Consider the following 24,386-nt stretch of genomic DNA (forward strand, 5'->3'; position numbering starts at 1 on the left):
CCACTGACAATCGCCGTCGGATCACGAACGGTGAGGTCACCGCCGCCCCGCGCGGGGCCGCTCACGCCCCGCAACGGATCACGGCCGGAAGCTCCGCATACCATCGACGTCGAGCACCTTTGCCCTGCATGATCGAGTTGTCAGGCAGGGCAGTGCAGGTGTGGAAGCCGTATTCGACGAGGGGACGCCGTGGACGAGAGCGGGAAGCCGCAGGACCCCCAGGAGTCCGGGCAGGACCGGCCGCCCCAGCCGCCTGAGAGCGCACCCGAGGGGCCCCGGGCGCCGTCGCGCCCAACGGGCGCCCCGCGGGGCGCCGACCGGGAGAGCGCCGGTCCCAAGGCCCCGGGCGGCGGCATCCTCATGGGCCGGCCCTTCGGCGTGCCGGTCTACGTGGCGCCCAGCTGGTTCCTGGTCGCCGCCCTCATCACCTGGGTGTTCGGCGGCCAGTTGGAGCGGGTCCTGCCGGAGTTGGGCGCCGCCCGCTACCTGGTCTCGCTCTTCTTCGCGGTCGCCTTCTACGCCTCCGTGCTCGTCCACGAACTCGCCCACACCGTCGCGGCACTCCGCTTCAAGCTGCCCGTCCGCCGGATCCAGCTCCAGTTCTTCGGCGGCGTCTCCGAGATAGAGAAGGAATCCGAGACCCCCGGCCGGGAGTTCGTGCTGGCCTTCGTCGGCCCGCTCCTCTCCCTCGTCCTCGCCGGCGTCTTCTACGTGGGCATGCGCCTGGTCGCACCGGACACCGTCCCGGGCGTGCTGCTCGCCGGCCTGATGATCTCCAACCTCATCGTCGCGGTCTTCAACCTGCTGCCCGGCCTGCCCCTGGACGGCGGCCGGATGCTGCGCGCCGTCGTCTGGAAGATCACCGGCAGGCCGATGAGCGGCACCGTCGCCGCCGCCTGGGTCGGCCGGGCGCTCGCCGTCACCGTCCTCATCGGGCTGCCGCTGCTCACCCACACCGGCGCCCTCGGCCGGGCCCCCGAGGAGATCGGCGGCGCCGACTCGCTCACCGACGCGCTGCTCGCCGCCATCCTGGCCGCCATCATCTGGACCGGTGCCGGCAACAGCCTCCGCATGGCCCGGCTGCGCGAACGCCTCCCCGACCTCACCGCCCGTACGCTCACCCGGCGCGCCATCCCGATCGAGACCGACACCCCGCTCTCCGAGGCGCTGCGCCGCGCCAACGACGCCGGCGCCCGCGCCCTGGTCGTCGTCGACCGCCAGGGCTTCCCCACCGCCCTGGTCCGCGAGGCCGCCATCGTCGGTGTCCCCGAGCACCGTCGCCCCTGGGTAGCCGTCGGCAGCCTGGCCCAGGACCTCAAGGACGGCATGCGGGTCGGTGCCGAACTCGCCGGCGAGGACCTCCTGGACCACCTCCGCGCCACCCCCGCCACCGAGTACCTCGTCATCGAGCGGACCGGCGCGATCTACGGCGTCCTCTCCGCCGCCGACGTGGAACGCGCCTTCGTGGCCGCCATGGCGCGGCCTTCCTGAGAGCCGCCGCGGCCGGGGCCGGGGCTGGTTGGCGAAGGCCCCCGGCCCCCGTGGCAGGCGCCCCGCCAACCGTCCCTGGTACGGAGGACGGCCAACGGCCGGTAGGCTGGTCACATGTCCGAACCGACCGGTGCCGCCCGCCGTCGCGGGCCCTTCAAGGTCGGGGACCAGGTCCAGCTCACCGACCCCAAGGGACGCCACTACACGTTCACGCTCGAAGAGGGCAAGAGCTTCCACACCCACAAGGGAGCCTTCCCCCACGACGAGCTGATCGGCGCGCCCGAGGGCAGTGTTGTCCGTACCACCGGAAACGTCGCCTACCTCGCGCTGCGTCCCCTGCTCCCCGACTACGTCCTGTCCATGCCCCGCGGTGCCGCCGTGGTCTACCCCAAGGACGCGGGGCAGATCCTGGCGATGGCCGACATCTTCCCCGGGGCCCGCGTCGTGGAGGCGGGGGTGGGGTCCGGCTCGCTGAGCAGCTTCCTGCTGCGCGCCATCGGCGACCACGGCATGCTGCACTCCTACGAGCGCCGCGCCGACTTCGCGGAGATCGCCACCCAGAACGTCGAGCGGTACTTCGGCGAACCGCACCCCGCCTGGACGCTGACCGTCGGCGACCTCCAGGACAACCTGTCCGACACCGACGTCGACCGCGTCATCCTGGACATGCTCGCCCCCTGGGAGTGCCTGGAGGCCGTCTCCAAGGCCCTGGTGCCCGGCGGCATCCTGTGCGCCTACGTGGCCACCACCACGCAGTTGGCCCGCACCGTCGAGGCGATCCGCGAACACGGCACCTTCAACGAGCCGTCGGCCTGGGAGACCATGGTCCGCACCTGGCACGTGGAGGGCCTCGCCGTCCGCCCCGACCACCGCATGATCGGCCACACCGGCTTCCTGCTCACCGCCCGTCGGCTCGCCGACGGCGTGGAGCCCCCGCTGCGCCGCCGCCGACCGGCCAAGGGCGCTTATGGGGAGGACTACACCGGGCCGGGCGGGCGGGAGAAAGCTGCGCCGGGCGGGCGGGAGACTGCTGCGCCGGGCGGGCGGGAGAAGACCGCCACCGGCAAGCCCGACGGCACCGCCACCGCGGACGTCGCCACCGACCTCACCGACGGTTCGCCCGAGCGCGACTGACGCCAGGGCCCGACCACCCGAACCGACCGGCGCCGCCGACGAGTTCCCCCGCGCGGGAACCGTCGGCGGCGCCGTTTCGTTCTCCTCAGAGACCGGTGCAAAGGACGCGTGCGGAAAGTGCGTGAACTCCGCCCCGCCGGTTCCTTGCCGCCCCCGCCTGTGGAACGATGCTGGGCACTCCCACCGCCACAGCACCTCACAGGAGTTACCGCACGTGCAGCCCTTGGCAGGCCAGGACCTGTTGCACACCCAGCCCCACCCCATGCACTGGCTCGCCACCGCCACCGCCGTCTCGGCGGTGATCGCGGTCTCGTCCCTGTTCCAGCCCGTCGGCGCGACCGCCACCGCCGCCGGCAACTCCCCCGCCAAGTCCGCCCCGGTGACCGCGGCACCCGACCCGAGCCGGGTGGCGTTCCCGGTCAACTGCGGCCCCAACCGCGTGGACGTGGTGGAGAAGGTGTCCGGTGACCTCGACGGCGCCGGCAGCACCGAGACCGTCGTCGTGGTCCGCTGTCACAGCGAGGCCGGCACCCCGCCCAGCGGCGTCTACGTCCTTGCGCAGCCCTCCGGTTCCAAGGCCGCGCCCCGCATCGTGGCGACGCTCCTGGCGCCCGCCCAACGCCTCTCCGTCCAGGGCCTCGACCTCCAGGGCCGGGTGGTCTCCGCGACCGTCCAGGGCTACTCCTCGCCCGACGTCCCGCGCTACCTGCCGGACGTGCACAGGACCCTCAAGTGGCAATGGCAGGGCGGGAAGTTCGTCCAGCGCGAACTCCCCGCCACTACGGCGACCGAGGGTGCCTGATCCGTCGCGCGACGTGTGTGCGTCCGGGGCTCGTCTACGCCCCGCCTACGCCGCGTCCGCGAAGCGTCTACGCCCTGTCAGCAACCCTGTTGCTCAGGCGTCCGGTCCGTAGACCTCGACGCCGTCCGAGACCCGGCGCACGTGAATGCAGTCGCCGGGGCACTCGTTGGCCGAGTCCCGCACGTCGTTGAGGAGCGGCAGCGGTACGGGCGTTGTGGCGCCCTGCTCCTGCAACAGTTCGTCGGCGGGGCTCTTCACGTAGGCCAGGCCGTCGATGTCGAGCTCGAAGACCTCGGGCGCGTATTGCGCGCAGATCCCGTCCCCGGTGCACAGATCCTGGTCGATCCAGACTTCGAGCTCCGGTGCTTCGTCCTGCGCGGTCATCTCGCCTGCCGTTCCTGCTTACGTGAACCGTTTTTGTCTAAGTGGCGCCAGCCCTGACGGGTGTTGACCGTCTCGACGATACAACCGCTCGCTTTCCGATGTTGATGGGTGGGTATTCCCCTGGCGTGAGGACGTGCGCAAGGGTGAAGATCGGACACACCCCGACAGTCTTTTCGATCTAGGGGTTTCAACCTGCACCGGCCCAGGTAGGGTCTGGAAGCGTCCAGCTCCTTGGAGGAGGTGAGGACCGTGGCAGCCCACGACGACGACATCAACCGCGGCATCCGGCCGGGGCGCGGGTCTGAAGATCCAGCCGGTCAGGTTGCCTATCTTGAGCAGGAGATCGCCGTCCTGCGACGCAAGCTCGCCGACTCTCCGCGGCACACGAGGATTCTCGAAGAGCGGATCGTCGAGTTGCAGACCAACCTGGCCGGCGTTTCCGCCCAGAACGAACGCCTTGCCAATACGCTCCGCGAGGCCCGCGATCAGATCGTCGCCCTCAAGGAAGAGGTCGACCGACTCGCGCAGCCGCCGGCAGGATTCGGCGTCTTCCTGCAGGCGAACGACGACGACACCGTCGACATCTTCACCGGGGGCCGCAAGCTCCGGGTGAACGTCAGCCCCAGCGTCGAGGCCGAAGACCTCCGGCGCGGCCAAGAGGTGATGCTCAACGAAGCGCTCAACGTGGTCGCGGCGATGGAGTTCGAGTCCGCCGGCGACATCGTCACGCTCAAGGAGATCCTTGAGGACGGCGAGCGCGCACTGGTGATCGGGCACACCGACGAGGAGCGGGTGGTGCGGCTCGCCGAGCCGCTGCTGGACATCACCATCCGCCCCGGCGACGCCCTGCTGCTCGACTCGCGCTCCGGCTACGTCTACGAGGTCATCCCCAAGAGCGAGGTCGAGGAACTGGTCCTCGAAGAGGTCCCGGACATCGACTACACCAAGATCGGCGGTCTGAGCGGTCAGATCGAGCAGATCCGGGACGCGGTCGAGCTCCCCTACCTCTACCCCGACCTCTTCAAGGAGCACGAACTCCGCCCGCCCAAGGGCGTCTTGCTCTACGGCCCGCCCGGCTGTGGCAAGACCCTCATCGCCAAGGCGGTCGCCAACTCCCTTGCCAAGAAGGTCGCCGAGGTGACCGGGCAGCCCGCGGGGAAGAGCTTCTTCCTGAACATCAAGGGCCCCGAGCTGCTCAACAAGTACGTCGGTGAGACCGAGCGGCACATCCGGCTGGTCTTCCAACGCGCCAGGGAGAAGGCGAGCGAGGGCACGCCCGTCATCGTCTTCTTCGACGAGATGGACTCGCTCTTCCGCACCCGCGGATCCGGCGTCAGCTCGGACGTGGAGAACACCATCGTCCCGCAGCTGCTCTCCGAGATCGACGGCGTCGAGGGCCTGGAGAACGTGATCGTCATCGGTGCCTCGAACCGCGAGGACATGATCGACCCCGCGATCCTGCGCCCCGGCCGGCTCGACGTGAAGATCAAGATCGAGCGCCCGGACGCCGAGGCGGCCAAGGACATCTTCTCGAAGTACCTGACCGAAAGGCTTCCGCTGCACGCCGACGATCTCGCCGAACACGGGAATTCCCGTAAGGCGGCGGTCAGCGGAATGATCCAGTCGGTCGTCGAGCAGATGTACGCGGAATCCGAGGAAAATCGCTTCCTGGAGGTCACCTACGCCAATGGTGACAAGGAAGTCCTGTACTTCAAGGACTTCAACTCCGGCGCGATGATCGAGAACATCGTGGGACGTGCCAAGAAGATGGCCATCAAGGCTTTTCTTGAGCACAACCAGAAAGGTCTGCGGGTCTCCCACCTCCTCCAGGCATGCGTGGACGAGTTCAAGGAGAACGAGGACCTGCCCAACACCACCAACCCGGACGACTGGGCCCGTATCTCCGGAAAGAAGGGCGAGCGGATCGTCTACATCCGCACGCTGGTCACCGGAAAGCAGGGCGCGGACACCGGCCGCTCCATCGACACGGTGGCGAATACCGGCCAATACCTGTAACACCGCTCTCCGGCTGCGGATGTCCTGCACGGGGCGTCCGCAGCCGGACGCTTTTCCGGGGCGTGCCCACCGCCCGGGTGAGCCAGCGACGGATCAGGGAAAACCGGACTGGAGCAATGACTGTAATGATCTCCCCAGCGCCGCAAAGGCGTTCTAGGCTCTTCGGTACCGCTGCGTCTCGCTGTGCGGACGCGGGGAACGCACACGGACCGGAAGTGCAGCGGTTTTTGAGCGCCTGCCCCATCCGGGGGCGCCGCCGGGCAAGGAGGGCCGCATGACCGTACGGCGAGTAATGGGAATCGAGACGGAGTACGGGATCTCCGTCCCCGGCCACCCGAACGCCAATGCCATGCTCACCTCGTCCCAGGTCGTCAACGCCTACGCGGCCGCGATGCACCGGGCACGACGTGCTCGCTGGGACTTCGAGGAGGAGAACCCGCTGCGGGACGCCCGCGGCTTCGACCTCGCCCGCGAGGCCGCCGACGCCAGTCAGCTCACGGACGAGGACATCGGCCTGGCCAACGTCATCCTCACCAACGGGGCCAGGCTCTACGTCGACCACGCCCACCCCGAGTACAGCGCCCCCGAGGTCACCAACCCACGGGACGCGGTGCTCTGGGACAAGGCCGGCGAGCGGATCATGGCCGAGGCCGCCGAGCGCGCGTCCCAGGTGCCCGGCGCCCAGCCCATCCACCTCTACAAGAACAACACCGACAACAAGGGCGCCTCCTACGGGACGCACGAGAACTACCTGATGAAACGGGAGACCCCGTTTTCGGACATCGTGCGGCACCTGACGCCGTTCTTCGTCTCCCGGCAGGTGGTCACCGGCGCCGGACGGGTCGGCATCGGCCAGGACGGGCACGAGCACGGCTTCCAGATCAGCCAGCGCGCCGACTACTTCGAGGTGGAGGTGGGCCTGGAGACGACCCTCAAGCGGCCCATCATCAACACCCGCGACGAGCCGCACGCGGACGCCGAGAAGTACCGCCGGCTGCACGTGATCATCGGCGACGCCAACCTCTCCGAGATCTCGACGTACCTGAAGCTGGGCACCACCGCGCTGGTGCTGTCCATGATCGAGGACGGCTTCATCGCCGTCGATCTCGCCGTCGACCAGCCGGTCCGCGCCCTGCACCAGGTCTCGCACGACCCGTCGCTGGGTCATCTGATCACGCTCCGCAGCGGCCGCACGCTGACCGCGGTGCAACTCCAGATGGAGTACTTCGAGCTGGCCCGCAAGTACGTCGAGGACCGCTACGGCGCGGACGCGGACGAGCAGACCAGGGACGTGCTCTCCCGGTGGGAGGACGTGCTGGGGCGGCTGGAGAACGACCCGATGAGCCTGGCCGGGGAGCTGGACTGGGTCGCCAAACGGGAGCTCATGGAGGGCTACCGCCGCCGTGACGGCCTGGACTGGGACGCCGCGCGGCTGCACCTCATCGACCTCCAGTACGCGGACGTGCGCGCCGAGAAGGGCCTGTACAACCGCCTGGCGGCCCGTGGCCGGATCCAGCGGCTGCTGGACGAGCCCGCGGTGGAGCAGGCCGAGCTGAAGCCTCCGGAGGACACCAGGGCCTATTTCCGGGGGCGTTGCCTGGAGCAGTACGCGGACGACGTGGCCGCGGCCTCGTGGGATTCGGTCATCTTCGACCTGCCCGGTCGCGACTCCCTGCAGCGGGTGCCCACGCTGGAGCCGCTGCGCGGGACCCGTAAGCACGTCAAGGAGCTACTGGATCGTTGCCGTACGGCAGAGGAGCTGGTCAGGACGTTGTCCGGGCGCTGAGGCGGGGCAGGTGCATGGCAAATCAGCCATGATCCACGGTCGTTCGACGGCTGAAAGGGGCGCGGTGCGGGAATCATCGAGGTGACTCCCGGGCGTTGCAGGAAGTGCAGGGCCGATGTCGGACCCTGCTTGTAGGGTCGGATCTTGAAGGTCACATCGAGCGGGGCAAACCGAGCGGGGTGAGGGATATGGCGACCAAGGACACCGGCGGCGGACAGCAGCGGGCCACCCGGTCCACCGAAGAGGTCGAGGAGCAGGCCCAGGACGCGGAGGTCTCGGGGGACCTCAAGGAGCGCCAGGAGAAATTGTCGGACGACGTCGATTCCGTTCTGGACGAGATTGACGATGTCCTTGAGGAAAATGCCGAGGATTTCGTGCGGTCATTTGTCCAAAAAGGCGGACAGTAAGCGCAAATCGGGCGCTTATCTCTGACGCTCGCCGGTCGGCGCGCTGTGCGCGGTGCGAAGAGAATTCCCGCGCCCGGCGCCCGGCCGGCGAGCGTGGCTTCGGGCAGGTGCCGCCCGGCCCGCCGATACCGGATCCCGACATGTGGATCACGGCGCCAAGGCGGGTAGGGTCCGAGACGTACTCTGCTTCGGCTGCAACGCAGCCTCGGGTCAATTCAAGGATCGGCCGGACGTACCTCGGGCGGGCGGCCGAGAATCCGGAAGGAAACGTGTGGAAGCCAACACTCCAAGCACCGGGCGTCTGCCGGCTGCCTTCCTGACGCCTGGATCCTCGTCGTTCGTGGACTTCCTCGGGCAGCACGCCCCCGGGCTGTTGCCGGGCAACCGCACGGTGCCGGCCGTGCAGGGGGCCTTCGAGGCCCCGCACGGAACGACCATCGTGGCGGCCTCGTTCCCCGGCGGTGTGGTGCTCGCCGGCGACCGGCGGGCCACGATGGGCAACGTCATCGCGCAGCGCGACATCGAGAAGGTCTTCCCGGCCGACGAGTACTCGGCGGTCGGCATCGCGGGCACGGCCGGTCTCGCGGTGGAGATGGTCAAGCTGTTCCAACTGGAGCTGGAGCACTTCGAGAAGGTCGAGGGGGCCCAACTCTCCCTGGAGGGCAAGGCGAACCGGCTCTCGACGATGATCCGCAGCAACCTCGGGATGGCCATGCAGGGCCTCGCCGTGGTGCCACTGTTCGCCGGTTACGACCTCGACCGCGAGAAGGGCCGGATCTTCTCGTACGACGTCACCGGCGGGCGCTCGGAGGAGCACGGCTTCTCGGCCACCGGCTCCGGCTCGGTCTTCGCGCGCAGCGCGCTGAAGAAGCTCTTCCGGGAGGACTTCACGGAGCACCAGGCCGCTACCGCCGTCGTCCAGGCGCTCTACGACGCCGCCGACGACGACTCGGCGACCGGCGGTCCCGACATGGCGCGGCGGATCTACCCCATCGTCACGGTGATCACCGAAGAGGGCTTCAGGAAGCTGACCGAGGCGGAGGTCTCGGAGATCGCCCGCGCCGTGCACGAACGCCGTCTCGACCAGCCCGACGGCCCGCGCGCCGCGCTGCTCTGACGGGACGGATGGTTGTAGTGGTGCGCCCCCAGACAGCGAGAGAGCTTTTGACAGGAAGGGACGGATAGCCGGTGTCGACGCCGTTCTATGTCTCACCCCAGCAGGCCATGGCCGACCGCGCCGAGTACGCCCGCAAGGGCATCGCGCGCGGCCGCAGTGTCGTGGTGCTGCAGTACACCGACGGCGTGCTCTTCGTCGCCGAGAATCCCTCCCGGGCCCTGCACAAGGTCAGCGAGATCTACGACCGGATCGCCTTCGCGGCGGTCGGCAAGTACAACGAGTTCGAGAACCTGCGGATCGGCGGCGTCCGCTACGCCGACCTGCGCGGCTACACCTACGACCGCGAGGACGTGACCGCCCGCGGGCTGGCCAACGTCTACGCCCAGACGCTCGGCACGATCTTCTCCAGCGCGGCCGAGAAGCCCTACGAGGTCGAGTTGATCGTCGCCGAGGTGGGCAACGCCCCGGAGGACGACCAGATCTACCGGCTGCCGCACGACGGCTCGATCGTCGACGAGCACGGCTCGGTCGCGGTGGGCGGCAACTCCGACCAGATCAGCAGCTATCTCGACCAGCGGCACCGCGACGGGATGACCCTGGCCGAGGCGCTGCGGCTGGCGGTGGAGTCGCTCTCCCGGGACACCAACGGCGGCGAGCGGACGCTGACCGCCGAGCACCTTGAGGTCGCGGTGCTGGACCGCACTCGCCCGCAGAAGCGGAAGTTCAAGCGCATCCTGGGGCGTCAACTGTCCCGTCTGCTGGACGAGCACGCCGCCGCGGAGAAGGAGAAGGACGGGTCCGGGGAGGGCGCGGGGGAGTCCTCGGACGCCGCCGGGGCCGGCGGCAGCGGCAAGGACGCCGGGAAGAAGGGCGCCGACGGCGCGGAGGAGTCCGACGCCACGGAGGAGTAGCCGTTCGCGGCCGGCCGTTCGGCCGGCCGGCCGTGCGGGCCGCGCGCCCCGGTGGGTCAACTCCCGCCGGGGCGCGCGGCGTTGTGCGCACCGTCCGGCGGCGGCGCCGTGGAGCCGCGCGGGACGAGGGTGACGGGCAGGGTGGCGGCGTCGGCCGGGGTGCCGTCGAGGACGGCCAGCAGGGCCCGCATGCCGGCCTCGCCGAACTCCTCGGCCGGGAGCCGGACGGTCGTCAACTCCGGTTCCACGGCGAGCGCGAGGGCCAGGTCGTCGAAGCCGGTGACGGAGATGTCCTCGGGGATCCGCAGCCCGAGGCGGCGCACCGCCTTGCAGGCGCCGGCGGCGATGATGTCGTCGTCGCACAGCAGCGCGGTGGGGCGCGGGCCGGAGGCGGTGAGCGCGGCGTGCGCGGCGCGCAGGCCGGCGTCCACGTTGAGCGCGGTGGGCTGCCGGCGCAGCGCCGCGTCGGGGACGCCGGCCAGGGCATCGGTCAGCGCCCGGGCGCGGACGGCGAAGGTCCAGGAGTCCACGTCGGCCGCGAGATGGGTGATCCGGCGGTGGCCCAGGCCCGTGAGGTGGGTGACCAACTGCCGTACGCCGTCGGCGATGTCGAGGTTGACGACGGCGGAGGCGGCGCGGTCGTCGGGGTCGCTGTCGAGCATCACCAGCGGCAGCCCGGCGGTGCGCAGCGCGGCGAGGGCGTCGGCCGCCATCGAGGAGGCGATGACGCCGTCCAGCGCGGCGGAGGCGGAGTCGAAGGGGTCGCGTGCCGGGCCGGTGCCTTGGGGGGACGGGTAGAGGACCACACCGAAGTCGTGGTCGGCGGCGATCCGGGCGGCGCCGGTGAAGACCCGAGCGAAGAACTCGGTGGTCAGTGCGGGGACGACGAGCAGCGCGGTGCGGGTGCGGCCGGTGCGCAGGCTGCGGGCGGCGAGGTTGGGGCGGTAGCCCAGGTCGCGGGCGGCCGCCCGGACCGCCTCGGCCTTGCCGGCGGAGACCCGGCCGCGCCACTTGTCGCCGAGGACCAGGGAGACCGCGGCCTGCGAGACGCCGGCGGCGCGGGCGACGTCGCGGCTGGTGGCCCGGGCGCCGGCCCGGTGGCTGGCGGGCGCGGTGGCCTCGTTGCTGGTCACCGGGTGTGTCACTCCTTGGGGCCGGCGCTGCGGGGGTGGACCCGCTCACTGCCGCCATGGTACGTATGACCCCGCACGTTATACGTAACACGTCCCGGCACCCGGACCGGGCGGAGAGGGGCAGGCGTGGCCACGGGATATGCGGAATTGCTCAGGACCCGATATGCCGCCCGGCTGCTGGCCGGGACCCTGGTCGGCAGGCTGCCGAACGCCACCGCCGGACTGGCGGTGGTCCTCTACGTCCGGGACCAGGGCGGCAGTTACGCGCTCGCCGGCGCGCTGTCCGCCGTCTACGGCGTCTGCACCGCCATCGGCCAGCCGCTGCTCGGCCGCGCCGTCGACGTGTACGGGCAGCCGAGGGTGATGCTGCCCGCGGCGGCGTGCTCCGCGTTCGGCATGGCGCTGCTGACCGTCGTGGGGGTCGCGCCACACTGGCCCGCCGCGCTCGCCATGGTGGTCGCCGGGGTGTGCACCCCGCCGCTGGAGGGCGGGCTGCGGGCGCTGTGGCCGAACGTGCTCAAGCGGCCGGACCGGGTGCACTCGGCGTACGCGCTGGACGCGGTGGCGCAGGAAGTCATGTTCGCGGTGGGGCCGTTGTTGGTCACGCTCTGCGTGGCGGCCTGGTCGGCGGCGGCCGCGCTGCTGGTGATCAACGCGATCGGGGTGCTGGGCGCGCTCTCCGTCGTGGTCTCCGCGCCGTCCCGGGAGTGGCGCAGCGCGCCCCGGGAGGCGCACTGGCTGGGCGCCCTCCGCTCGCCGGGGATGCTGGTGTTGATCGGTGCGTTCTTCTTCGTCGGGCTGGCGCTGGGGTCGATCGCGGTGGCCGCGGTGGCGTACGCCGACCGGCACGGCGGCGGGATGGTCTCCAGCTATCTGCTCTCCGCGCTGGGGGTGGGCGCGTTGGCCGGGGGGCTGGTCTACGGCGCCCGCCAGTGGCCGGGGCGGCCGGAGGCGCGGCTGCGGCTGCTCGTCGCGCTGTTGGCGCTCGGGTACCTACCGCTCTTCCTGGTGCCGGGTGTTGTGGGGATGACGGCGTTGACCGGGGTCGCCGGGGTGTTCCTGGCGCCGTCGTTGGCCTGCGCGTTCGTGGTGGTGGACCGGCACGCGCCCAAGGGGACGGTGACGGAGGCGTTCTCGTGGTTGGTGACCACGTTCGGGGTCGGTTCGGCGGTGGGCGCTTCGGCGGCCGGACCGGCGCTGGAACACGGCGGACCGGCCGCGGGATTCGCGGTCGCGGGGGCCGGCGGGGTGGCCGCGTTGGCGGTTCTTTTGTCGATGAAGCGATTCCTGGGCGATCCGGTGGCGGCGGCCGAGCCGCCCGTCGGGACGGAAAATGATCGGAACGGGGCCGTCGAACCCGGTTTCAGAGCAGGCCATCAGGCGTAATGTTCAGTCATGGACCGCCGCATTTTCGGGCTGGAGAACGAGTACGGCGTCACGTGCACGTTCAGGGGACAGCGCCGACTGTCGCCTGACGAAGTGGCGCGGTACCTCTTCCGCCGTGTCGTGTCATGGGGCCGCAGCAGCAATGTCTTCCTGCGGAACGGCGCCCGCCTGTACTTGGACGTGGGATCGCACCCGGAATACGCAACTCCCGAGTGCGACAACGTGACCGAGCTGGTCACCCACGACAAGGCCGGCGAGCGCATTCTCGAAGGTCTGCTCGTCGACGCGGAACGCCGCCTGCACGAGGAGGGAATCGCGGGCGACGTCTATCTCTTCAAGAACAACACCGATTCGGCGGGAAACTCCTACGGCTGCCACGAGAACTATCTGGTGGCCCGGCACGGTGAGTTCTCCCGGCTCGCGGACATCCTCATTCCGTTCCTGGTCACCCGGCAGTTGCTGTGCGGGGCCGGCAAGGTGCTGCAGACGCCGCGCGGTGCGGTCTACTGCGTCAGTCAGCGCGCCGAGCACATCTGGGAGGGCGTCTCCTCGGCGACCACCCGCTCCCGGCCGATCATCAACACCCGCGACGAGCCGCACGCGGACGCCGAGCGCTACCGCCGGCTGCACGTCATCGTCGGTGACTCCAACATGTCCGAGACCACGATGATGCTCAAGGTCGGCGCCACCGACCTGGTGCTGCGGATGATCGAGGCCGGCACCGTCATGCGCGATCTGACGCTGGAGAACCCGATCCGGGCGATCCGCGAGGTCAGTCACGACACCACCGGCCAGCGCAAGGTGCGGCTGGCCAGCGGGCGCGAGGCGTCCGCCCTTGAGGTGCAGCAGGAGTACTACGAAAAGGCCGTGGATTTCTGCGACCGTCGCGGAATCCGCACCGGACTCGTCGAGCGCGTCCTGGAGTTGTGGGGTCGCACCCTCGAAGCCGTCCGTGACCAGGAACTCGACCGGATCTCCACCGAGATTGACTGGGTGATGAAACATCAGCTCATCGAGCGGTACCGCGCGAAGCACAACATCAGCATGTCCCACCCGCGGGTGGCGCAGATAGACCTCGCGTATCACGACATCCACCGCCGCCGGGGCCTTTACTACCTCCTGGAGCGGAAGGGCCAAGCGGCGCGGATCTGCAACGACTTGAAGATCTTCGAGGGCAAGTCGGTTCCACCGCAGACCACACGGGCGCGGCTGCGCGGCGACTTCATTCGCCGGGCCCAGGAGCAGCGCCGCGATTTCACGGTCGACTGGGTGCATCTGAAGCTCAATGACCAGGCGCAGCGCACGGTGCTGTGCAAGGACCCGTTCCGTTCCGTGGACGATCGGGTGGAGAAGCTGATCGCCGGCATGTGAGCCGCGCAAATGCACGGCGGTGCGCCGGGAGCGGAATGCTTCCGGCGCATTGTCGTGCGCGGACCGGCTGCTGTGTTTGCAGAAGCGGTCACAGCGACAGGTCGTAGAGTGGCGGGCATTGCCCATCTTCCCCACGAGCCCGAGTTGGACAGATGCTGAATTCTTCCGGGGGCCGCTTCCCCCGTCCGTTCGCCACGCACACCCGTCGCGCCGCCGCTGCCGCGCTGGCCGTGCCCGTTCTGCTCCTCACCGCCGCCTGCGGCTCCGACAGCGGCAGCGGCTCCGGCGACGCGGTGGCCAAGGTGACGGGCGCGGCCGGTGCGAAGCCCACGATCTCCGTGCCCAAGGACGCCAAGCCGGCCGACAAGGCCGTCACCAAGACCCTGATCGAGGGCAAGGGCGCGACCGTCAACAAGGGCGACCTGGTCCGTCTGGACTTCTCCGCGCAGACCATGAAGGGCCAGAACCTCGGCAGTAGCTGGACGCCGCAGCCGGGCGCCAAGCCGGGGGCGGCGCGCACCCAGGTCGTCACCGAGGTCACCGACCAGATGACGCAGCAGATGCTGCCGCCGAAGGTGCTGACCGAGGCGGCCGGGCAGAAGGTCGGCGGCCGCTTCGAGGTCGAGGGCACCGCCAAGGCGCTGATCGGCGAGGGCCTCAACCCGCAGTCCGGGATCAAGCCGGAGGACGGCCTGGTCTGGGTCGTGGACGTGGTCGGCGCGAAGAAGGTGGACAAGAAGGCGAAGGCCGAGGGCACCCAGGCGGCGCCGGAGGACGGCATGCCGGAGGTGAAGGCCGCGGACGACAAGGCTGCCACGATCACCGTCCCCAAGGGGGAGAAGGCGCCCACCGACCTCAAGCAGCAGGTGCTGATCAAGGGCAAGGGCCCGGAGGTCAAGGCCGGTGACGGGCTCATCGCCCAGTACACCGGCGTCAAGTGGGAGGACGGGAAGAAGTTCGACTCGTCGTGGGACCACGGTGGCGCGACCGCCTTCCAGATCGGCACCGGGCAGGTCGTCCAGGGCTGGGACAAGGCGCTGGTCGGCAAGCACGTCGGGGACCGGGTGGAGATCGTGATCCCGCCGAAGCTGGGCTACGGTGCCAGCCCGGAGCACCAGTTGGCGAAGAACACCCTGGTCTTCGTGGTCGACATCGTCGGCACGGTCTGACCCGACGGCCATGGGGATCTGCGAGACTGACCCGGTAATCGAAAAGATTCGCAAGTAGGAGCACATTCGTGAGCATCGACAAGCCCGAGATCGACTTCCCCGAGGGCCCGGTTCCCACCGACCTGGAGATCGTGGACCTGTGGGAGGGCGACGGGCCGGTCGCCAAGGCCGGGGACATGGTCTCCGTGCACTACGTCGGCGTCTCCTACAGCACCGGTGAGGAGTTCGACGCGAGCTGGAACCGCGGCAAGCCGCTCCAGTTCCAGCTCGGTGTCGGCCAGGTCATTCCGGGCTGGGACAAGGGTGTGCAGGGCATGAAGGTGGGCGGCCGGCGTCGGCTGACCATCCCGCCGCACCTCGCCTACGGTGAGCGCGGCGCCGGCGGCCGGATCGCGCCCAACGAGACGCTGATCTTCGTCTGCGACCTGGTCTCCGTCTGAGCGACCCCGCAGTACGTCCCGAGGGTCCGTGCCGCCCGGCGGTGCGGGCCCTCGGCTTTTGCGGTACGCACACAGGGCGGTACGGTCACCCGTTGGGAGCTAACGAGAGAGGGCGTCGATGGCGATTGCCAAGGCCGAGCGGCTGATGAATCTGGCGCTGTGCCTGTTGGGGACGCGACGCCCGTTGACCAAGCACGAGTTGCGGTCCTCGATCGAGGCGTACCGCGGTGCATTCGGGCCGGGGAGCGCGTCCGACGACTCCTTCAACCGGATGTTCGAGCGGGACAAGGACGACCTGCGCGAGCTGGGGCTGGTCATCGAGACCGTCGACGGCATCGACGGCGAGACCGGCTACCTGGCCCGCCGCGACAGCAACCGGCTGCCCCCGATCACCCTCGACGCCGAGGAGTCCGCGGCCCTGGGCCTGGCCGCCAAGGTCTGGCAGCAGGCCCGGCTGGCCGGCGCGGCCAGCGGCGCCCTCCAGAAGCTGCGGGCGGCCGGGATGCCGCTGGCCGGGGAGCGCGACGACGTGGACGCCGGGCAGCCGCACAGTGCCCTGGAGCCCCGGATCCCCACCCACGAGGCGGCCTTCGAACCGCTGATGCTGGCCTGCCGGGACCGCCGCCCGGTCGTCTTCGACTACCGCAAGTCCAACGCCGCCCGCCCCGAGCAGCGGCACCTCGAACCGTGGATCCTGGAGTGCTGGCGCGGCCACTGGTACGTCGCCGGCTGGGACCGCGACCGTGACGCCGAGCGGGTCTTCAGGCTCTCCCGGATCACCGGCAAGGTCCGTTCCCGGCAAGGGAAGTTCACCGCTCCGGTGCCCGACCACGTCACCGTCCGGGAGACCGTCGAGCGCTGGGCGGGCGAGGCCGCGACCGGCACCGCGCGGATCAGGCTGCGCGCCGGGCACGGCTACCCGCTGCGCGCCCGGGCGTTGGCCGTTCGCGAACTGGGCGACGGCTGGGACGAGTTGGAGATCCCCTACGGGCACGGGCTGGACGCCTGGCTGGTGGAGTTCGGGCCCGACGTGGTCGTACTGGAGCCGGCGGAGCTGCGCACCGAGGTCGTCGACCGGCTGCGCGCCGTGGCCAAGGGCTGAGAGGGGACGGGACCATGGCTGCCAACGCGATCGACCAGACCCGCCGGATGCTGTCGCTGGTGACGTACCTGCGCGAGCGCCCCGGCGCCCGCGTCGGCGATGTCGCGCGCGCCTTCGGCATCACCGAGGACGAGCTGATCGCCGACCTCGACGTGCTGCCGATGTGCGGGACGAGCTTCCGCGGCGGCGACCTGATGGACATCGACACCGACGGCGACCGGATCTGGTGGCACAACCCCGACGACGTCGCCGAGCCGCTGCGGCTGGCCGCCGACGAGGCGACCGCGCTGCTGGTCGCGGCCCGCGCGGTGGCCACCCTCCCGGGGCTGCGCGAGGGCGACCGGCAGGCGCTGCTGCGGGCCACCGCGAAGCTGGAGGCGGCGGCCGGCGAGGCGGCCGGGGCCAGCTCCCGGCTGGCGGTGACCTTCGAGTCCGAGGGCGGGGTCTTCGCCGACGTGGACCGGGCGATCGCCGAGCGGCGCCGGCTGTGGCTGCGCTACTACTCCCCGGCCCGCGACGAGTTGACCGAGCGCGAGGTGGACCCGATCCGGCTGTTCGCCGTCGGCCACACCTACATGGAGGCGTGGTGCCGGCTCTCCGAGGCCCGGCGCACCTTCCGGCTCGACCGGGTCGCCGAGATCAGGTTGCTGGACGCGCCCGCCGACCCGCCGCCGGTCGAGCTGCGGGACCTGTCGGAGGGGCTGGTGCAGCCGGCGGCCGAGGACCCCGAGGTCGCCGTCGAGGTCGGGCCCGGCGGCCGGTGGGTCGCCGAGTACTACCCGCACGACAGCGCCGAGGAACTGCCCGACGGGGGGCTGCGGATCACCCTGCGCACGCCCGACCCGGCCTCGCTGCGCCGGCTGGCGCTGCGGCTGGGCGGGGACGGCCGGATCGTGTCGCCGCCGGCGCTCGCGCAGAGCGCCCGGGAGGCGGCCCGGCAGGCGCTCGCGGCGTACGGCGAGTGAGACCGGCCCGCCCTCGGGCGGGCCGGCGCACCGATGACCGTAGGAGAAGGCAGCGAAGGATGACGACCACGATGGCGACGACCACTCTGGCGGACATGACCGCTCCGGTGCTCTTCAAGGCGGCCTGCCCGGTATGCCGGGGGCGCTTCGAACTGGCCTCGGACGCCTTCCGGTTGGCGATCGGCGCCAGCCGCCGCACCACCTTCTACTCCTTCACCTGCCCCGACTGCGGCCGCGCGGTGCGCCGGCCGGCCGGGGAGCGGATCGTGGAGCTGCTCACCGGCGGCGGGGTGCGCACGCTGCGGCTGCACGCCGGCTGATCCGCGCCGCCCGATAGGCTCGCTCCATGCTCTGGCCCATGCTCGCCGTCGCCCTCGGTTTCCTCGGGATCGCCGTCCTCGGCGTCCTCGCCGTCCGTGTCTTCGTCCAGGTGCGGAGACTGTCCCGGGAGGTCGGCACGGCGACGGAGCGGATCCAACGGGCCACGGAGGACCTGGAGCGGGCCGCGGTGCCGCTCGCCTCCCGGATGCACGACGTGGGACGCGGCCGGAGCTGACCGGTGGCGACCTCTGCTGTCGCGGGCGTGCGGGCGGTAGGCTGCAGGACGGTTCAGGCGGCCCGGGGTGGTCGGGGCAATCCGGAGTATGCACGGGGATTGCCGGACGTTCACCACCGAACGTTACGATCGAGGCAACCACCAGGACGCCAGTCCGACCCCCCATCGGCAGGCACCACAGGAGACGCCGCCCACGGCGAGAAGGTAGTCGCACATGCTAGCCAACCTGAGGCCCACCGAAATTCTGCTGATCATCGCCGTGATCTTCCTGCTGTTCGGCGCGAAGAAACTGCCGGACATGGCGCGTTCGCTCGGCAAGTCGGCCCGCATCCTCAAGAGCGAGGCCAAGGCGATGAAGAAGGAGAGCGAGGCGGAGAAGGCGGCCGAGGGCGGCGCCGCTTCCCAGGCGCCCGCCGACGCCGCGCAGCAGGCACCTCGTACCATTCAGGCTGCGCCCGGTGACGTGTCCAGCTCGCGCCCCGTGGCCGAGCCGAACCGCACCAACCAGAGCTGACCGAGCCGATCCGGCCGTGCCGACGCCGTCGGTGCGGCTGATGCACGAGACGAGGACGTGGGTTGCCCAAGTCTGCCCGCAAGCAGGACAAGGATCCCGAGGGGCGGATGCCTCTCGCGGATCACCTCCGTGAGCTGCGCAACCGGCTGCTGAAATCGGTGCTGGCGATCCTCGTGATCACCATCATCGCCTTCTGGCAGTACCAGCCGATCGCCCACTTCGTCACCGGGCCGGTCGTCGACGCCGTCGGTTGCAAGGTCGGCGCCGGCGTCACGGCGCACCCGCACCCGTGTGCGCAGATCACCGCCAACGGCCTGTTCGCACCGTTCACGATCATGCTCAAGCTGTCGCTGACGGTGGGCCTGGTGCTCTCCAGCCCGCTGTGGCTGTACCAGCTCTGGGGGTTCCTCGCGCCGGGCCTGCACAGGCACGAGAAGAAGTACGCGCTGAGCTTCGTCGCGGCCGGCGTACCGCTCTTCCTCGGCGGCGCCTACCTCGCCTACGCGGTGCTGCCCACCACCGCGGGCGCGCTGGTCGGGCTGACGCCCCAGGACTGGACCAACCTCTTCCCCGCCGACGACTTCATAGACATCGTCACGCGGATGGTGCTGGTCTTCGGATTCGCCTTCGAACTGCCGCTGTTGCTGGTGCTGCTCAACCTCGGCGGGGTGCTCACCGGCAAGCGCGTCCTGAGCTGGTGGCGGTTCATGGTGCTGGGCATCACGATCTTCGCGGCGCTCGCCACGCCGGGCGGCGACCCGCTGACCATGTCGCTGCTGACCCTCCCGATCGTGGCGCTGTACTTCGGCGCGGTGGGCATCTGCCTGCTCAACGACCGCCGGCGCGGCCGGTCCAACCCGGACCGGGATCTCGACGACGACGAGGCGTCCGAGCTCGACCTGACCCCGTCCGAGGTCGGCGCGATCGAGCCGGTCGAGTCCCGCCGGATGCTGCCGGGGCAGTCCGGCGGGGAGCGGCCCGACGGCGAGCGGCGCGGTTACGACGACGTCACGTGAGGTGACGGACAGACGGAGCGTCACGTGAAGTGACGTACCGGGGAACGGAATTCGCGGCCCCCGCGCTCTTCGAGCCGGGGGCCGCCGGCATGCGCGGGGCGGCCCCGGGCCCGGGGCGGGGGAGTGGGTCGGCAGAAAGATCAGGTCGTTGTCAGAGGTGGCCGGTAGGCTCGTAAGCACGATGACCGAGGACATGTCCCCTGCTGAGCGCTATGCCGCCGCCAAGCTCCGCGCGGCCGAGCAGGCCACCGCACTCGCGCCGTTCCGAGAGCTGTACGACTTCGAGCTGGATCCGTACCAGATCGAGGCGTGTCAGGCCCTGGAGGCCGGAAAGGGTGTGCTGGTCGCCGCTCCCACCGGATCCGGCAAGACGATCGTGGGCGAGTTCGCCGTCCACCTGGCCCTCACGCAGGGCCGAAAATGCTTCTACACCACGCCCATCAAGGCGTTGTCCAACCAGAAGTTCCAGGACCTGGTCAAGCGCTACGGGCCCGACCAGGTCGGCCTGTTGACGGGCGACAACAGCGTCAACGGCGAGGCCCCGGTGATCGTGATGACCACCGAGGTGCTGCGCAACATGCTCTACGCCGGCTCGCAGTCGCTGACCGGCCTGGGCTACGTGGTCATGGACGAGGTGCACTACCTCTCCGACCGCTTCCGGGGCGCCGTCTGGGAAGAGGTGATCATCCACCTCCCCGAGTCGGTGACGCTGGTGTCGCTGTCGGCGACGGTCTCCAACGCCGAGGAGTTCGGCGACTGGTTGGACACCGTCCGCGGCGACACCGAGGTGATCGTCTCCGAGCACCGCCCGGTGCCGCTGTGGCAGCACGTCCTCGCCGGCCGCCGGATCTACGACCTCTTCGAGGAGCGGGACGGGGCCGCCGGCGGCCGCCGGGAGGTCAATCCCGACCTGGAGCGGCTGGCGCGGATGGAGAACAGCCGGCCGACGTTCGGCCGGGACAAGCGGCGCGGCCGCAACATGCGCGAGGCGGACCGGGAGCGGGAGCGCCGGCAGCGCGCCCGGATCTGGACGCCGAGCCGGCCCGAGGTGATCGACCGGCTGGACAACGAGGGCCTGCTGCCGGCGATCACCTTCATCTTCAGCCGCGCCGGCTGCGAGGCCGCCGTCCAGCAGTGCCTGTACTCCGGGCTGCGGCTCAACGACTCCGAGGCCCGCGAGGAGGTCCGTCGGATAGTCGAGGCCCGCACGGCCGGTATCCCCGACGAGGACCTGCACGTCCTCGGCTACTTCGAGTGGTTGGAGGGCCTCCAGCGGGGCATCGCGGCGCACCACGCCGGCATGCTGCCGACGTTCAAGGAGGTCGTCGAGGAACTCTTCGTCAAGGGCCTGGTCAAGGCCGTGTTCGCGACCGAGACGCTGGCGCTGGGCATCAACATGCCGGCGCGTTCGGTGGTGCTGGAGAAGCTGGTCAAGTGGAACGGCGAGCAGCACGCCGACATCACGCCCGGCGAGTACACCCAGCTCACCGGCCGGGCCGGGCGGCGCGGGATCGACATCGAGGGCCATGCGGTGGTGCTGTGGCAGCGCGGGATGAACCCGGGCGCCCTGGCCGGCCTCGCCGGCACCCGGACGTATCCGCTGCGGTCCTCCTTCAAGCCGTCGTACAACATGGCGGTCAACCTCGTCTCGCAGTTCGGGCGGCACCGCTCGCGGGAGCTGCTGGAGATGTCGTTCGCGCAGTTCCAGGCCGACAAGTCGGTCGTCGGGATCACCCGCCAGGTGCAGCGCAACGAGGAGGGACTGGACGGCTACCGCGAGGCGATGGTCTGTCACCTCGGCGACTTCGAGGAGTACTCCCGGCTGCGGCGGGAGTTGAAGGACCGCGAGAACGACGTCGCCAAGCAGGGCGCGGTGCAGCGCAGGGCGGCGGCCGCGGCGGCGCTGGAGAAGCTGCGGCCGGGCGACGTCATCCACGTGCCGACGGGCAAGTACGCCGGGTTGGCACTGGTGTTGGACCCGGGCATGCCCTCGGGGCGGACCAACGGCCACCGCGGGCTGGACGCCCAGGACGGCCCCCGGCCGCTGGTGCTGACCGCCGAGCGGCAGGTCAAGCGGCTCGGGTCGATCGACTTCCCGGTGCCGGTGGCGGCGCTGGACCGGATGCGGATCCCGCGCACCTTCAACGCCCGCAGCCCGCAGTCCCGCCGCGACCTGGCGTCCGCGCTGCGCACCAAAGCCGGCCACCTGGTGCCCTCGCGGCACCGCAAGCCGCGCTCGGAGGTGGCCGACGACCGCGAGATCGCCCGGCTGCGCAAGGCGATCCGCGCCCATCCCTGCCACGGCTGCGACGAGCGGGAGGACCACGCCCGCTGGGCGGAGCGCTACCACCGACTGCAGCGGGACACCCGGCAGTTGGAGCGCCGGATCGAGGGCCGGACGAACACCATCGCCCGCACCTTCGACCGGATCTGCGCACTACTGACGGAGCTGGGCTACCTCCAAGGCGACACCGTCACCGACGAGGGCCGCCGGCTGGCCCGCCTCTACGGCGAACTGGACCTGCTGGCCAGCGAATGCCTGCGGGAGGGCGTCTGGGAGGGCCTGAGCCCGGCGGAGTTGGCGGCCTGCGCCTCGGCGCTGGTCTACGAGGCGCGCCAGGCGGACGACGCGGTCGCGCCCAAGCTGCCGGCCGGCAAGGCGAAGGACGCGCTGGCGGAGACGGTGCACATCTGGGGCAGGCTGGACGCGCTGGAGGACGAGCACAAGATCAGCCAGGCGGAGGGCGTGGGCCAGCGCGAGCCGGACCTGGGCTTCGCCTGGGCCGCGTACCGCTGGGCCTCCGGCTTCGGCCTGGACGAGGTCCTCGGCGAGGCGGACATGCCGGCCGGCGACTTCGTCCGCTGGTGCAAGCAACTCGTCGACGTCCTCGGGCAGATCGCGGCGGCGGCCCCCGCCGAGGGCACGGTGGCGCGGTCCGCGCGCAAGGCGATGGACGGGGTGCTGCGCGGGGTCGTGGCGTACTCGTCGGTGGGCTGACGGGCCCACGGGCCGGAGCCGGGGTCGGTGCCGCCGCGGGGACGTTCCGCGACGGCACCGACCGACCGGCCGACGTTACGACGCCGCGCGTTCCCCGGCCCGCTCGGCGTCGCGCTTGGCGACCCCCTCGCGGACGAGTGGGATGACGTGTCGGCCGAAGTCGATGGCGTCGTCGAGCAGGTCGTAGCCGCGGGCGGAGAGGATGGTCACGCCCAGGTCGTAGTAGTCCAGCAGCGCCTGGGCGACGGTCTCCGGCGTGCCGACCAGGGCGGTGGAGTTGCCGGCGCCGCCGGTCTCCGCGGCGGTCGGCGTCCACAGCGCCCGGTCGTGCCGTTCGCCCTGCGCCGCCACCGCCAACAGCCGCTGGGAACCGGCGTTCTGGGGATGCGTCAACGGGTGCCGGCGGCTGAGGACGCCGCCCGCCTTGCGGGCCTTGATCCGGGCCAGGGTGTGGTGCGCCTTCTCCCAGGCCAGTTCCTCGGTGGGCGCGATGATCGGGCGGAAGGCCACCTGGATCCGGGGCACATCGGTGCGGCCGGCGGCCGCGGCGGCCGCCTTGACCGAGGCGATCTGCTCGGCGGTCTGCGCCAGCGGCTCGCCCCACAGGCAGTAGATGTCCGCCTCCGCACCGCCCGCCGCGTACGCCGCGGGTGACGAACCGCCGAACGACACCTGCGGGTGCGGCTGTTGGACCGGGAAGGTGTCGGAGACGAAGTCCTGGAAGCGGTAGTGGGTGCCCTCGTGGTCGAAGGGGTCGTGGCTGGTCCAGGCCCGCTTGACGATCCGGATGTACTCGCGGGTGCGGGCGTAGCGCTCGTCCTTGGTGAGGGTGTCGCCCTCGCGGCGCTGCTCGTGGTCGTTGCCGCCGGTGATGAAGTGCACCGCGAGCCGGCCGTCGCTGATCCGGTCCAGGGTGGCGAAGGTCTTCGCGGCGAACGTCGGGTAGGAGACGTTGGGGCGGTGCGCCACCAGCAGTTGCAGCCGCTCGGTGTGGGCCGCGACGTAGGCGGCGGCGGGGGAGGGGTCCGGGGAGCCGGAGCCGTAGGCGAACAGGACCCGGTCCCAGTCGTACTCCTCGTGGGCGCGGGCGAGTTTGAGGGTGTAGTCCTTGTCGAAGGAGGCGCCGGAGCGCGGGGTGACTTCGGAGCCGTCGTGGGTGGCGGCTATGCCGAGGAACTCGACAGGCATGGGTGCGGCCTCGTCTTCATCGTCGTCCATGGGGATGCGCAACGCACTGGCGTGCGCGATGGCGCGGGGCGCCGTCGTCGGCGTCGGGGCGCGGGTGGGCACGGGCGGAGCTCCGCTCCGTGCGGCACGGGGACGTCAGTGGCAACAGGAGGCGGACCACACGCGACCGAAGTCGATGTGGTCCCGGGTGACCAGCCGTTGCTGAGGTCGCATGCGCTCAGTGGAACAGGCGGGTGTGTCTGCCGTCAACCAATTCTTTTGGCTTCCCACGTTGTTGGCTTTCCCGCCGCGCGGGTTGCTGTTCTTTGCGCCTGCGGCGCCGGTCCGCTGCGCGGGGCGCGCCGAGTTGTCCGCTGCCGGTCCGCTGCGCGGGGCGAGCCGATGTGTCCGCTGCGCGGTGCTGTTGGGTGCGGTGACGGGCCTGCGGGGTGGGGGTGCCAGACTGCTTCGCTTTACGTCTGGCACCCCCACCCCACCGGCCCGTCCCCTCCCGTGGGAGG

22 protein-coding genes are annotated in these 24,386 nt (G+C 70.7%); 19 read left to right on the forward strand and 3 right to left on the reverse strand.

The window, feature by feature from the left end:
• Positions 1 to 189 precede the first annotated feature (189 nt).
• The 3 genes from ACIQU6_RS17775 to ACIQU6_RS17785 all read left to right on the forward strand — a co-directional run bounded on the left by ACIQU6_RS17775 (position 190) and on the right by ACIQU6_RS17785 (position 3,427).
• A complete protein-coding gene (locus ACIQU6_RS17775) occupies positions 190 to 1,491 on the forward strand; it encodes a site-2 protease family protein (RefSeq protein WP_403482549.1) in 1,302 nt (433 codons plus the stop codon).
• Positions 1,492 to 1,605: 114 nt separating this feature from the next.
• The gene (locus tag ACIQU6_RS17780) at positions 1,606 to 2,625 is read left to right on the forward strand and encodes a tRNA (adenine-N1)-methyltransferase (RefSeq protein WP_403482550.1); all 1,020 of its coding nucleotides are present in this window, start codon (positions 1,606 to 1,608) and stop codon (positions 2,623 to 2,625) included.
• A 214-nt stretch (positions 2,626 to 2,839) separates the two neighbouring features.
• On the forward strand, positions 2,840 to 3,427 hold the full coding sequence (locus tag ACIQU6_RS17785) for a hypothetical protein (RefSeq protein WP_403482551.1): 588 nt from the start codon (positions 2,840 to 2,842) through the stop codon (positions 3,425 to 3,427).
• A gap of 93 nt (positions 3,428 to 3,520) precedes the next feature.
• Here ACIQU6_RS17785 and ACIQU6_RS17790 read toward each other — a convergent pair whose 3' ends face one another.
• Positions 3,521 to 3,811 carry a ferredoxin gene (locus tag ACIQU6_RS17790; RefSeq protein WP_274916709.1) on the reverse strand — a complete coding sequence of 97 codons (291 nt, stop codon included), beginning with the start codon at positions 3,809 to 3,811 and terminating at the stop codon, positions 3,521 to 3,523.
• A 249-nt stretch (positions 3,812 to 4,060) separates the two neighbouring features.
• Between ACIQU6_RS17790 and arc the strand changes: the two genes are divergently transcribed.
• The 5 genes from arc (at position 4,061) to prcA (ending at position 10,048) form a co-directional block, all read left to right on the forward strand.
• Positions 4,061 to 5,827: a proteasome ATPase gene (arc, locus tag ACIQU6_RS17795; RefSeq protein ID WP_403482552.1), complete on the forward strand. Its 1,767-nt coding sequence runs from the start codon at positions 4,061 to 4,063 to the stop codon at positions 5,825 to 5,827.
• Positions 5,828 to 6,101: 274 nt separating this feature from the next.
• Positions 6,102 to 7,613, forward strand: coding sequence for a depupylase/deamidase Dop (gene dop / locus ACIQU6_RS17800; RefSeq protein WP_403482553.1), 1,512 nt, complete (start codon positions 6,102 to 6,104; stop codon positions 7,611 to 7,613).
• Between the two features lie 188 nt (positions 7,614 to 7,801).
• Entirely contained in the window at positions 7,802 to 8,020 is a 219-nt protein-coding gene (locus ACIQU6_RS17805; RefSeq protein ID WP_274916712.1) for a ubiquitin-like protein Pup, read from the forward strand.
• A 271-nt stretch (positions 8,021 to 8,291) separates the two neighbouring features.
• Positions 8,292 to 9,137 (forward strand): proteasome subunit beta, encoded by an 846-nt coding sequence (gene prcB, locus ACIQU6_RS17810; RefSeq protein WP_403482570.1) that lies wholly within the window; start codon positions 8,292 to 8,294, stop codon positions 9,135 to 9,137.
• Positions 9,138 to 9,208: 71 nt separating this feature from the next.
• Positions 9,209 to 10,048, forward strand: a complete 840-nt coding sequence (gene prcA / locus ACIQU6_RS17815; RefSeq protein ID WP_403482554.1) for a proteasome subunit alpha — start codon at positions 9,209 to 9,211, stop codon at positions 10,046 to 10,048.
• Positions 10,049 to 10,104: 56 nt separating this feature from the next.
• Here the strand turns inward: prcA and ACIQU6_RS17820 are convergent, their stop codons facing one another.
• Positions 10,105 to 11,181, reverse strand: coding sequence for a LacI family DNA-binding transcriptional regulator (locus ACIQU6_RS17820; protein WP_403482555.1), 1,077 nt, complete (start codon positions 11,179 to 11,181; stop codon positions 10,105 to 10,107).
• 126 nt (positions 11,182 to 11,307) lie between these two features.
• Here ACIQU6_RS17820 and ACIQU6_RS17825 point away from each other — a divergent pair, with 126 nt between their 5' ends.
• The 11 genes from ACIQU6_RS17825 to ACIQU6_RS17875 all read left to right on the forward strand — a co-directional run bounded on the left by ACIQU6_RS17825 (position 11,308) and on the right by ACIQU6_RS17875 (position 22,698).
• Complete coding sequence (locus ACIQU6_RS17825; RefSeq protein WP_403482556.1) at positions 11,308 to 12,567, forward strand: MFS transporter; 1,260 nt, start codon at positions 11,308 to 11,310, stop codon at positions 12,565 to 12,567.
• 9 nt (positions 12,568 to 12,576) lie between these two features.
• Positions 12,577 to 13,938 (forward strand): Pup--protein ligase, encoded by a 1,362-nt coding sequence (gene pafA, locus ACIQU6_RS17830; protein ID WP_403482557.1) that lies wholly within the window; start codon positions 12,577 to 12,579, stop codon positions 13,936 to 13,938.
• A 152-nt stretch (positions 13,939 to 14,090) separates the two neighbouring features.
• Complete coding sequence (locus tag ACIQU6_RS17835) at positions 14,091 to 15,107, forward strand: FKBP-type peptidyl-prolyl cis-trans isomerase (protein WP_403482558.1); 1,017 nt, start codon at positions 14,091 to 14,093, stop codon at positions 15,105 to 15,107.
• A 68-nt stretch (positions 15,108 to 15,175) separates the two neighbouring features.
• The gene (locus ACIQU6_RS17840) at positions 15,176 to 15,547 is read left to right on the forward strand and encodes an FKBP-type peptidyl-prolyl cis-trans isomerase (protein ID WP_403482559.1); all 372 of its coding nucleotides are present in this window, start codon (positions 15,176 to 15,178) and stop codon (positions 15,545 to 15,547) included.
• 118 nt (positions 15,548 to 15,665) lie between these two features.
• Positions 15,666 to 16,649 carry a helix-turn-helix transcriptional regulator gene (locus tag ACIQU6_RS17845; RefSeq protein ID WP_403482560.1) on the forward strand — a complete coding sequence of 328 codons (984 nt, stop codon included), beginning with the start codon at positions 15,666 to 15,668 and terminating at the stop codon, positions 16,647 to 16,649.
• Positions 16,650 to 16,663: 14 nt separating this feature from the next.
• On the forward strand, positions 16,664 to 17,614 hold the full coding sequence (locus tag ACIQU6_RS17850) for a helix-turn-helix transcriptional regulator (RefSeq protein ID WP_403482561.1): 951 nt from the start codon (positions 16,664 to 16,666) through the stop codon (positions 17,612 to 17,614).
• A 71-nt stretch (positions 17,615 to 17,685) separates the two neighbouring features.
• On the forward strand, positions 17,686 to 17,934 hold the full coding sequence (locus ACIQU6_RS17855; protein ID WP_403482562.1) for a hypothetical protein: 249 nt from the start codon (positions 17,686 to 17,688) through the stop codon (positions 17,932 to 17,934).
• A 26-nt stretch (positions 17,935 to 17,960) separates the two neighbouring features.
• Positions 17,961 to 18,170, forward strand: coding sequence for a hypothetical protein (locus tag ACIQU6_RS17860; RefSeq protein WP_403482563.1), 210 nt, complete (start codon positions 17,961 to 17,963; stop codon positions 18,168 to 18,170).
• A 214-nt stretch (positions 18,171 to 18,384) separates the two neighbouring features.
• Entirely contained in the window at positions 18,385 to 18,684 is a 300-nt protein-coding gene (tatA, locus tag ACIQU6_RS17865; RefSeq protein WP_403482564.1) for a Sec-independent protein translocase subunit TatA, read from the forward strand.
• A gap of 62 nt (positions 18,685 to 18,746) precedes the next feature.
• Positions 18,747 to 19,700, forward strand: coding sequence for a twin-arginine translocase subunit TatC (gene tatC / locus ACIQU6_RS17870; protein ID WP_403482565.1), 954 nt, complete (start codon positions 18,747 to 18,749; stop codon positions 19,698 to 19,700).
• 181 nt (positions 19,701 to 19,881) lie between these two features.
• Positions 19,882 to 22,698, forward strand: coding sequence for a DEAD/DEAH box helicase (locus ACIQU6_RS17875; RefSeq protein WP_403482566.1), 2,817 nt, complete (start codon positions 19,882 to 19,884; stop codon positions 22,696 to 22,698).
• 75 nt (positions 22,699 to 22,773) lie between these two features.
• On the opposite strand, the gene ACIQU6_RS17880 is transcribed toward ACIQU6_RS17875, so the two are convergent.
• Positions 22,774 to 23,886, reverse strand: coding sequence for an LLM class flavin-dependent oxidoreductase (locus tag ACIQU6_RS17880; protein WP_403482571.1), 1,113 nt, complete (start codon positions 23,884 to 23,886; stop codon positions 22,774 to 22,776).
• Positions 23,887 to 24,386 lie beyond the last annotated feature (500 nt).

Origin of the sequence: Streptomyces sp. NPDC090442 (assembly GCF_044769405.1) — a bacterium.
Lineage (GTDB): Bacteria > Actinomycetota > Actinomycetes > Streptomycetales > Streptomycetaceae > Streptomyces.

What these genes read in the sequence shown, in the direction of transcription:
- ACIQU6_RS17780 (WP_403482550.1), top strand. Translation starts at nt 1,606, where the DNA reads ATGTCCGAACCGACCGGTGCCGCCCGCCGTCGCGGGCCCTTCAAGGTC.
- ACIQU6_RS17790 (WP_274916709.1), bottom strand. Translation starts at nt 3,811, where the DNA reads ATGACCGCGCAGGACGAAGCACCGGAGCTCGAAGTCTGGATCGACCAG.
- dop (WP_403482553.1), top strand. Translation starts at nt 6,102, where the DNA reads ATGACCGTACGGCGAGTAATGGGAATCGAGACGGAGTACGGGATCTCC.
- ACIQU6_RS17805 (WP_274916712.1), top strand. Translation starts at nt 7,802, where the DNA reads ATGGCGACCAAGGACACCGGCGGCGGACAGCAGCGGGCCACCCGGTCC.
- pafA (WP_403482557.1), top strand. Translation starts at nt 12,577, where the DNA reads ATGGACCGCCGCATTTTCGGGCTGGAGAACGAGTACGGCGTCACGTGC.
- ACIQU6_RS17835 (WP_403482558.1), top strand. Translation starts at nt 14,091, where the DNA reads ATGCTGAATTCTTCCGGGGGCCGCTTCCCCCGTCCGTTCGCCACGCAC.
- ACIQU6_RS17845 (WP_403482560.1), top strand. Translation starts at nt 15,666, where the DNA reads ATGGCGATTGCCAAGGCCGAGCGGCTGATGAATCTGGCGCTGTGCCTG.
- ACIQU6_RS17850 (WP_403482561.1), top strand. Translation starts at nt 16,664, where the DNA reads ATGGCTGCCAACGCGATCGACCAGACCCGCCGGATGCTGTCGCTGGTG.
- ACIQU6_RS17855 (WP_403482562.1), top strand. Translation starts at nt 17,686, where the DNA reads ATGGCGACGACCACTCTGGCGGACATGACCGCTCCGGTGCTCTTCAAG.
- ACIQU6_RS17860 (WP_403482563.1), top strand. Translation starts at nt 17,961, where the DNA reads ATGCTCTGGCCCATGCTCGCCGTCGCCCTCGGTTTCCTCGGGATCGCC.
- tatA (WP_403482564.1), top strand. Translation starts at nt 18,385, where the DNA reads ATGCTAGCCAACCTGAGGCCCACCGAAATTCTGCTGATCATCGCCGTG.
- ACIQU6_RS17875 (WP_403482566.1), top strand. Translation starts at nt 19,882, where the DNA reads ATGACCGAGGACATGTCCCCTGCTGAGCGCTATGCCGCCGCCAAGCTC.
- ACIQU6_RS17880 (WP_403482571.1), bottom strand. Translation starts at nt 23,886, where the DNA reads ATGCCTGTCGAGTTCCTCGGCATAGCCGCCACCCACGACGGCTCCGAA.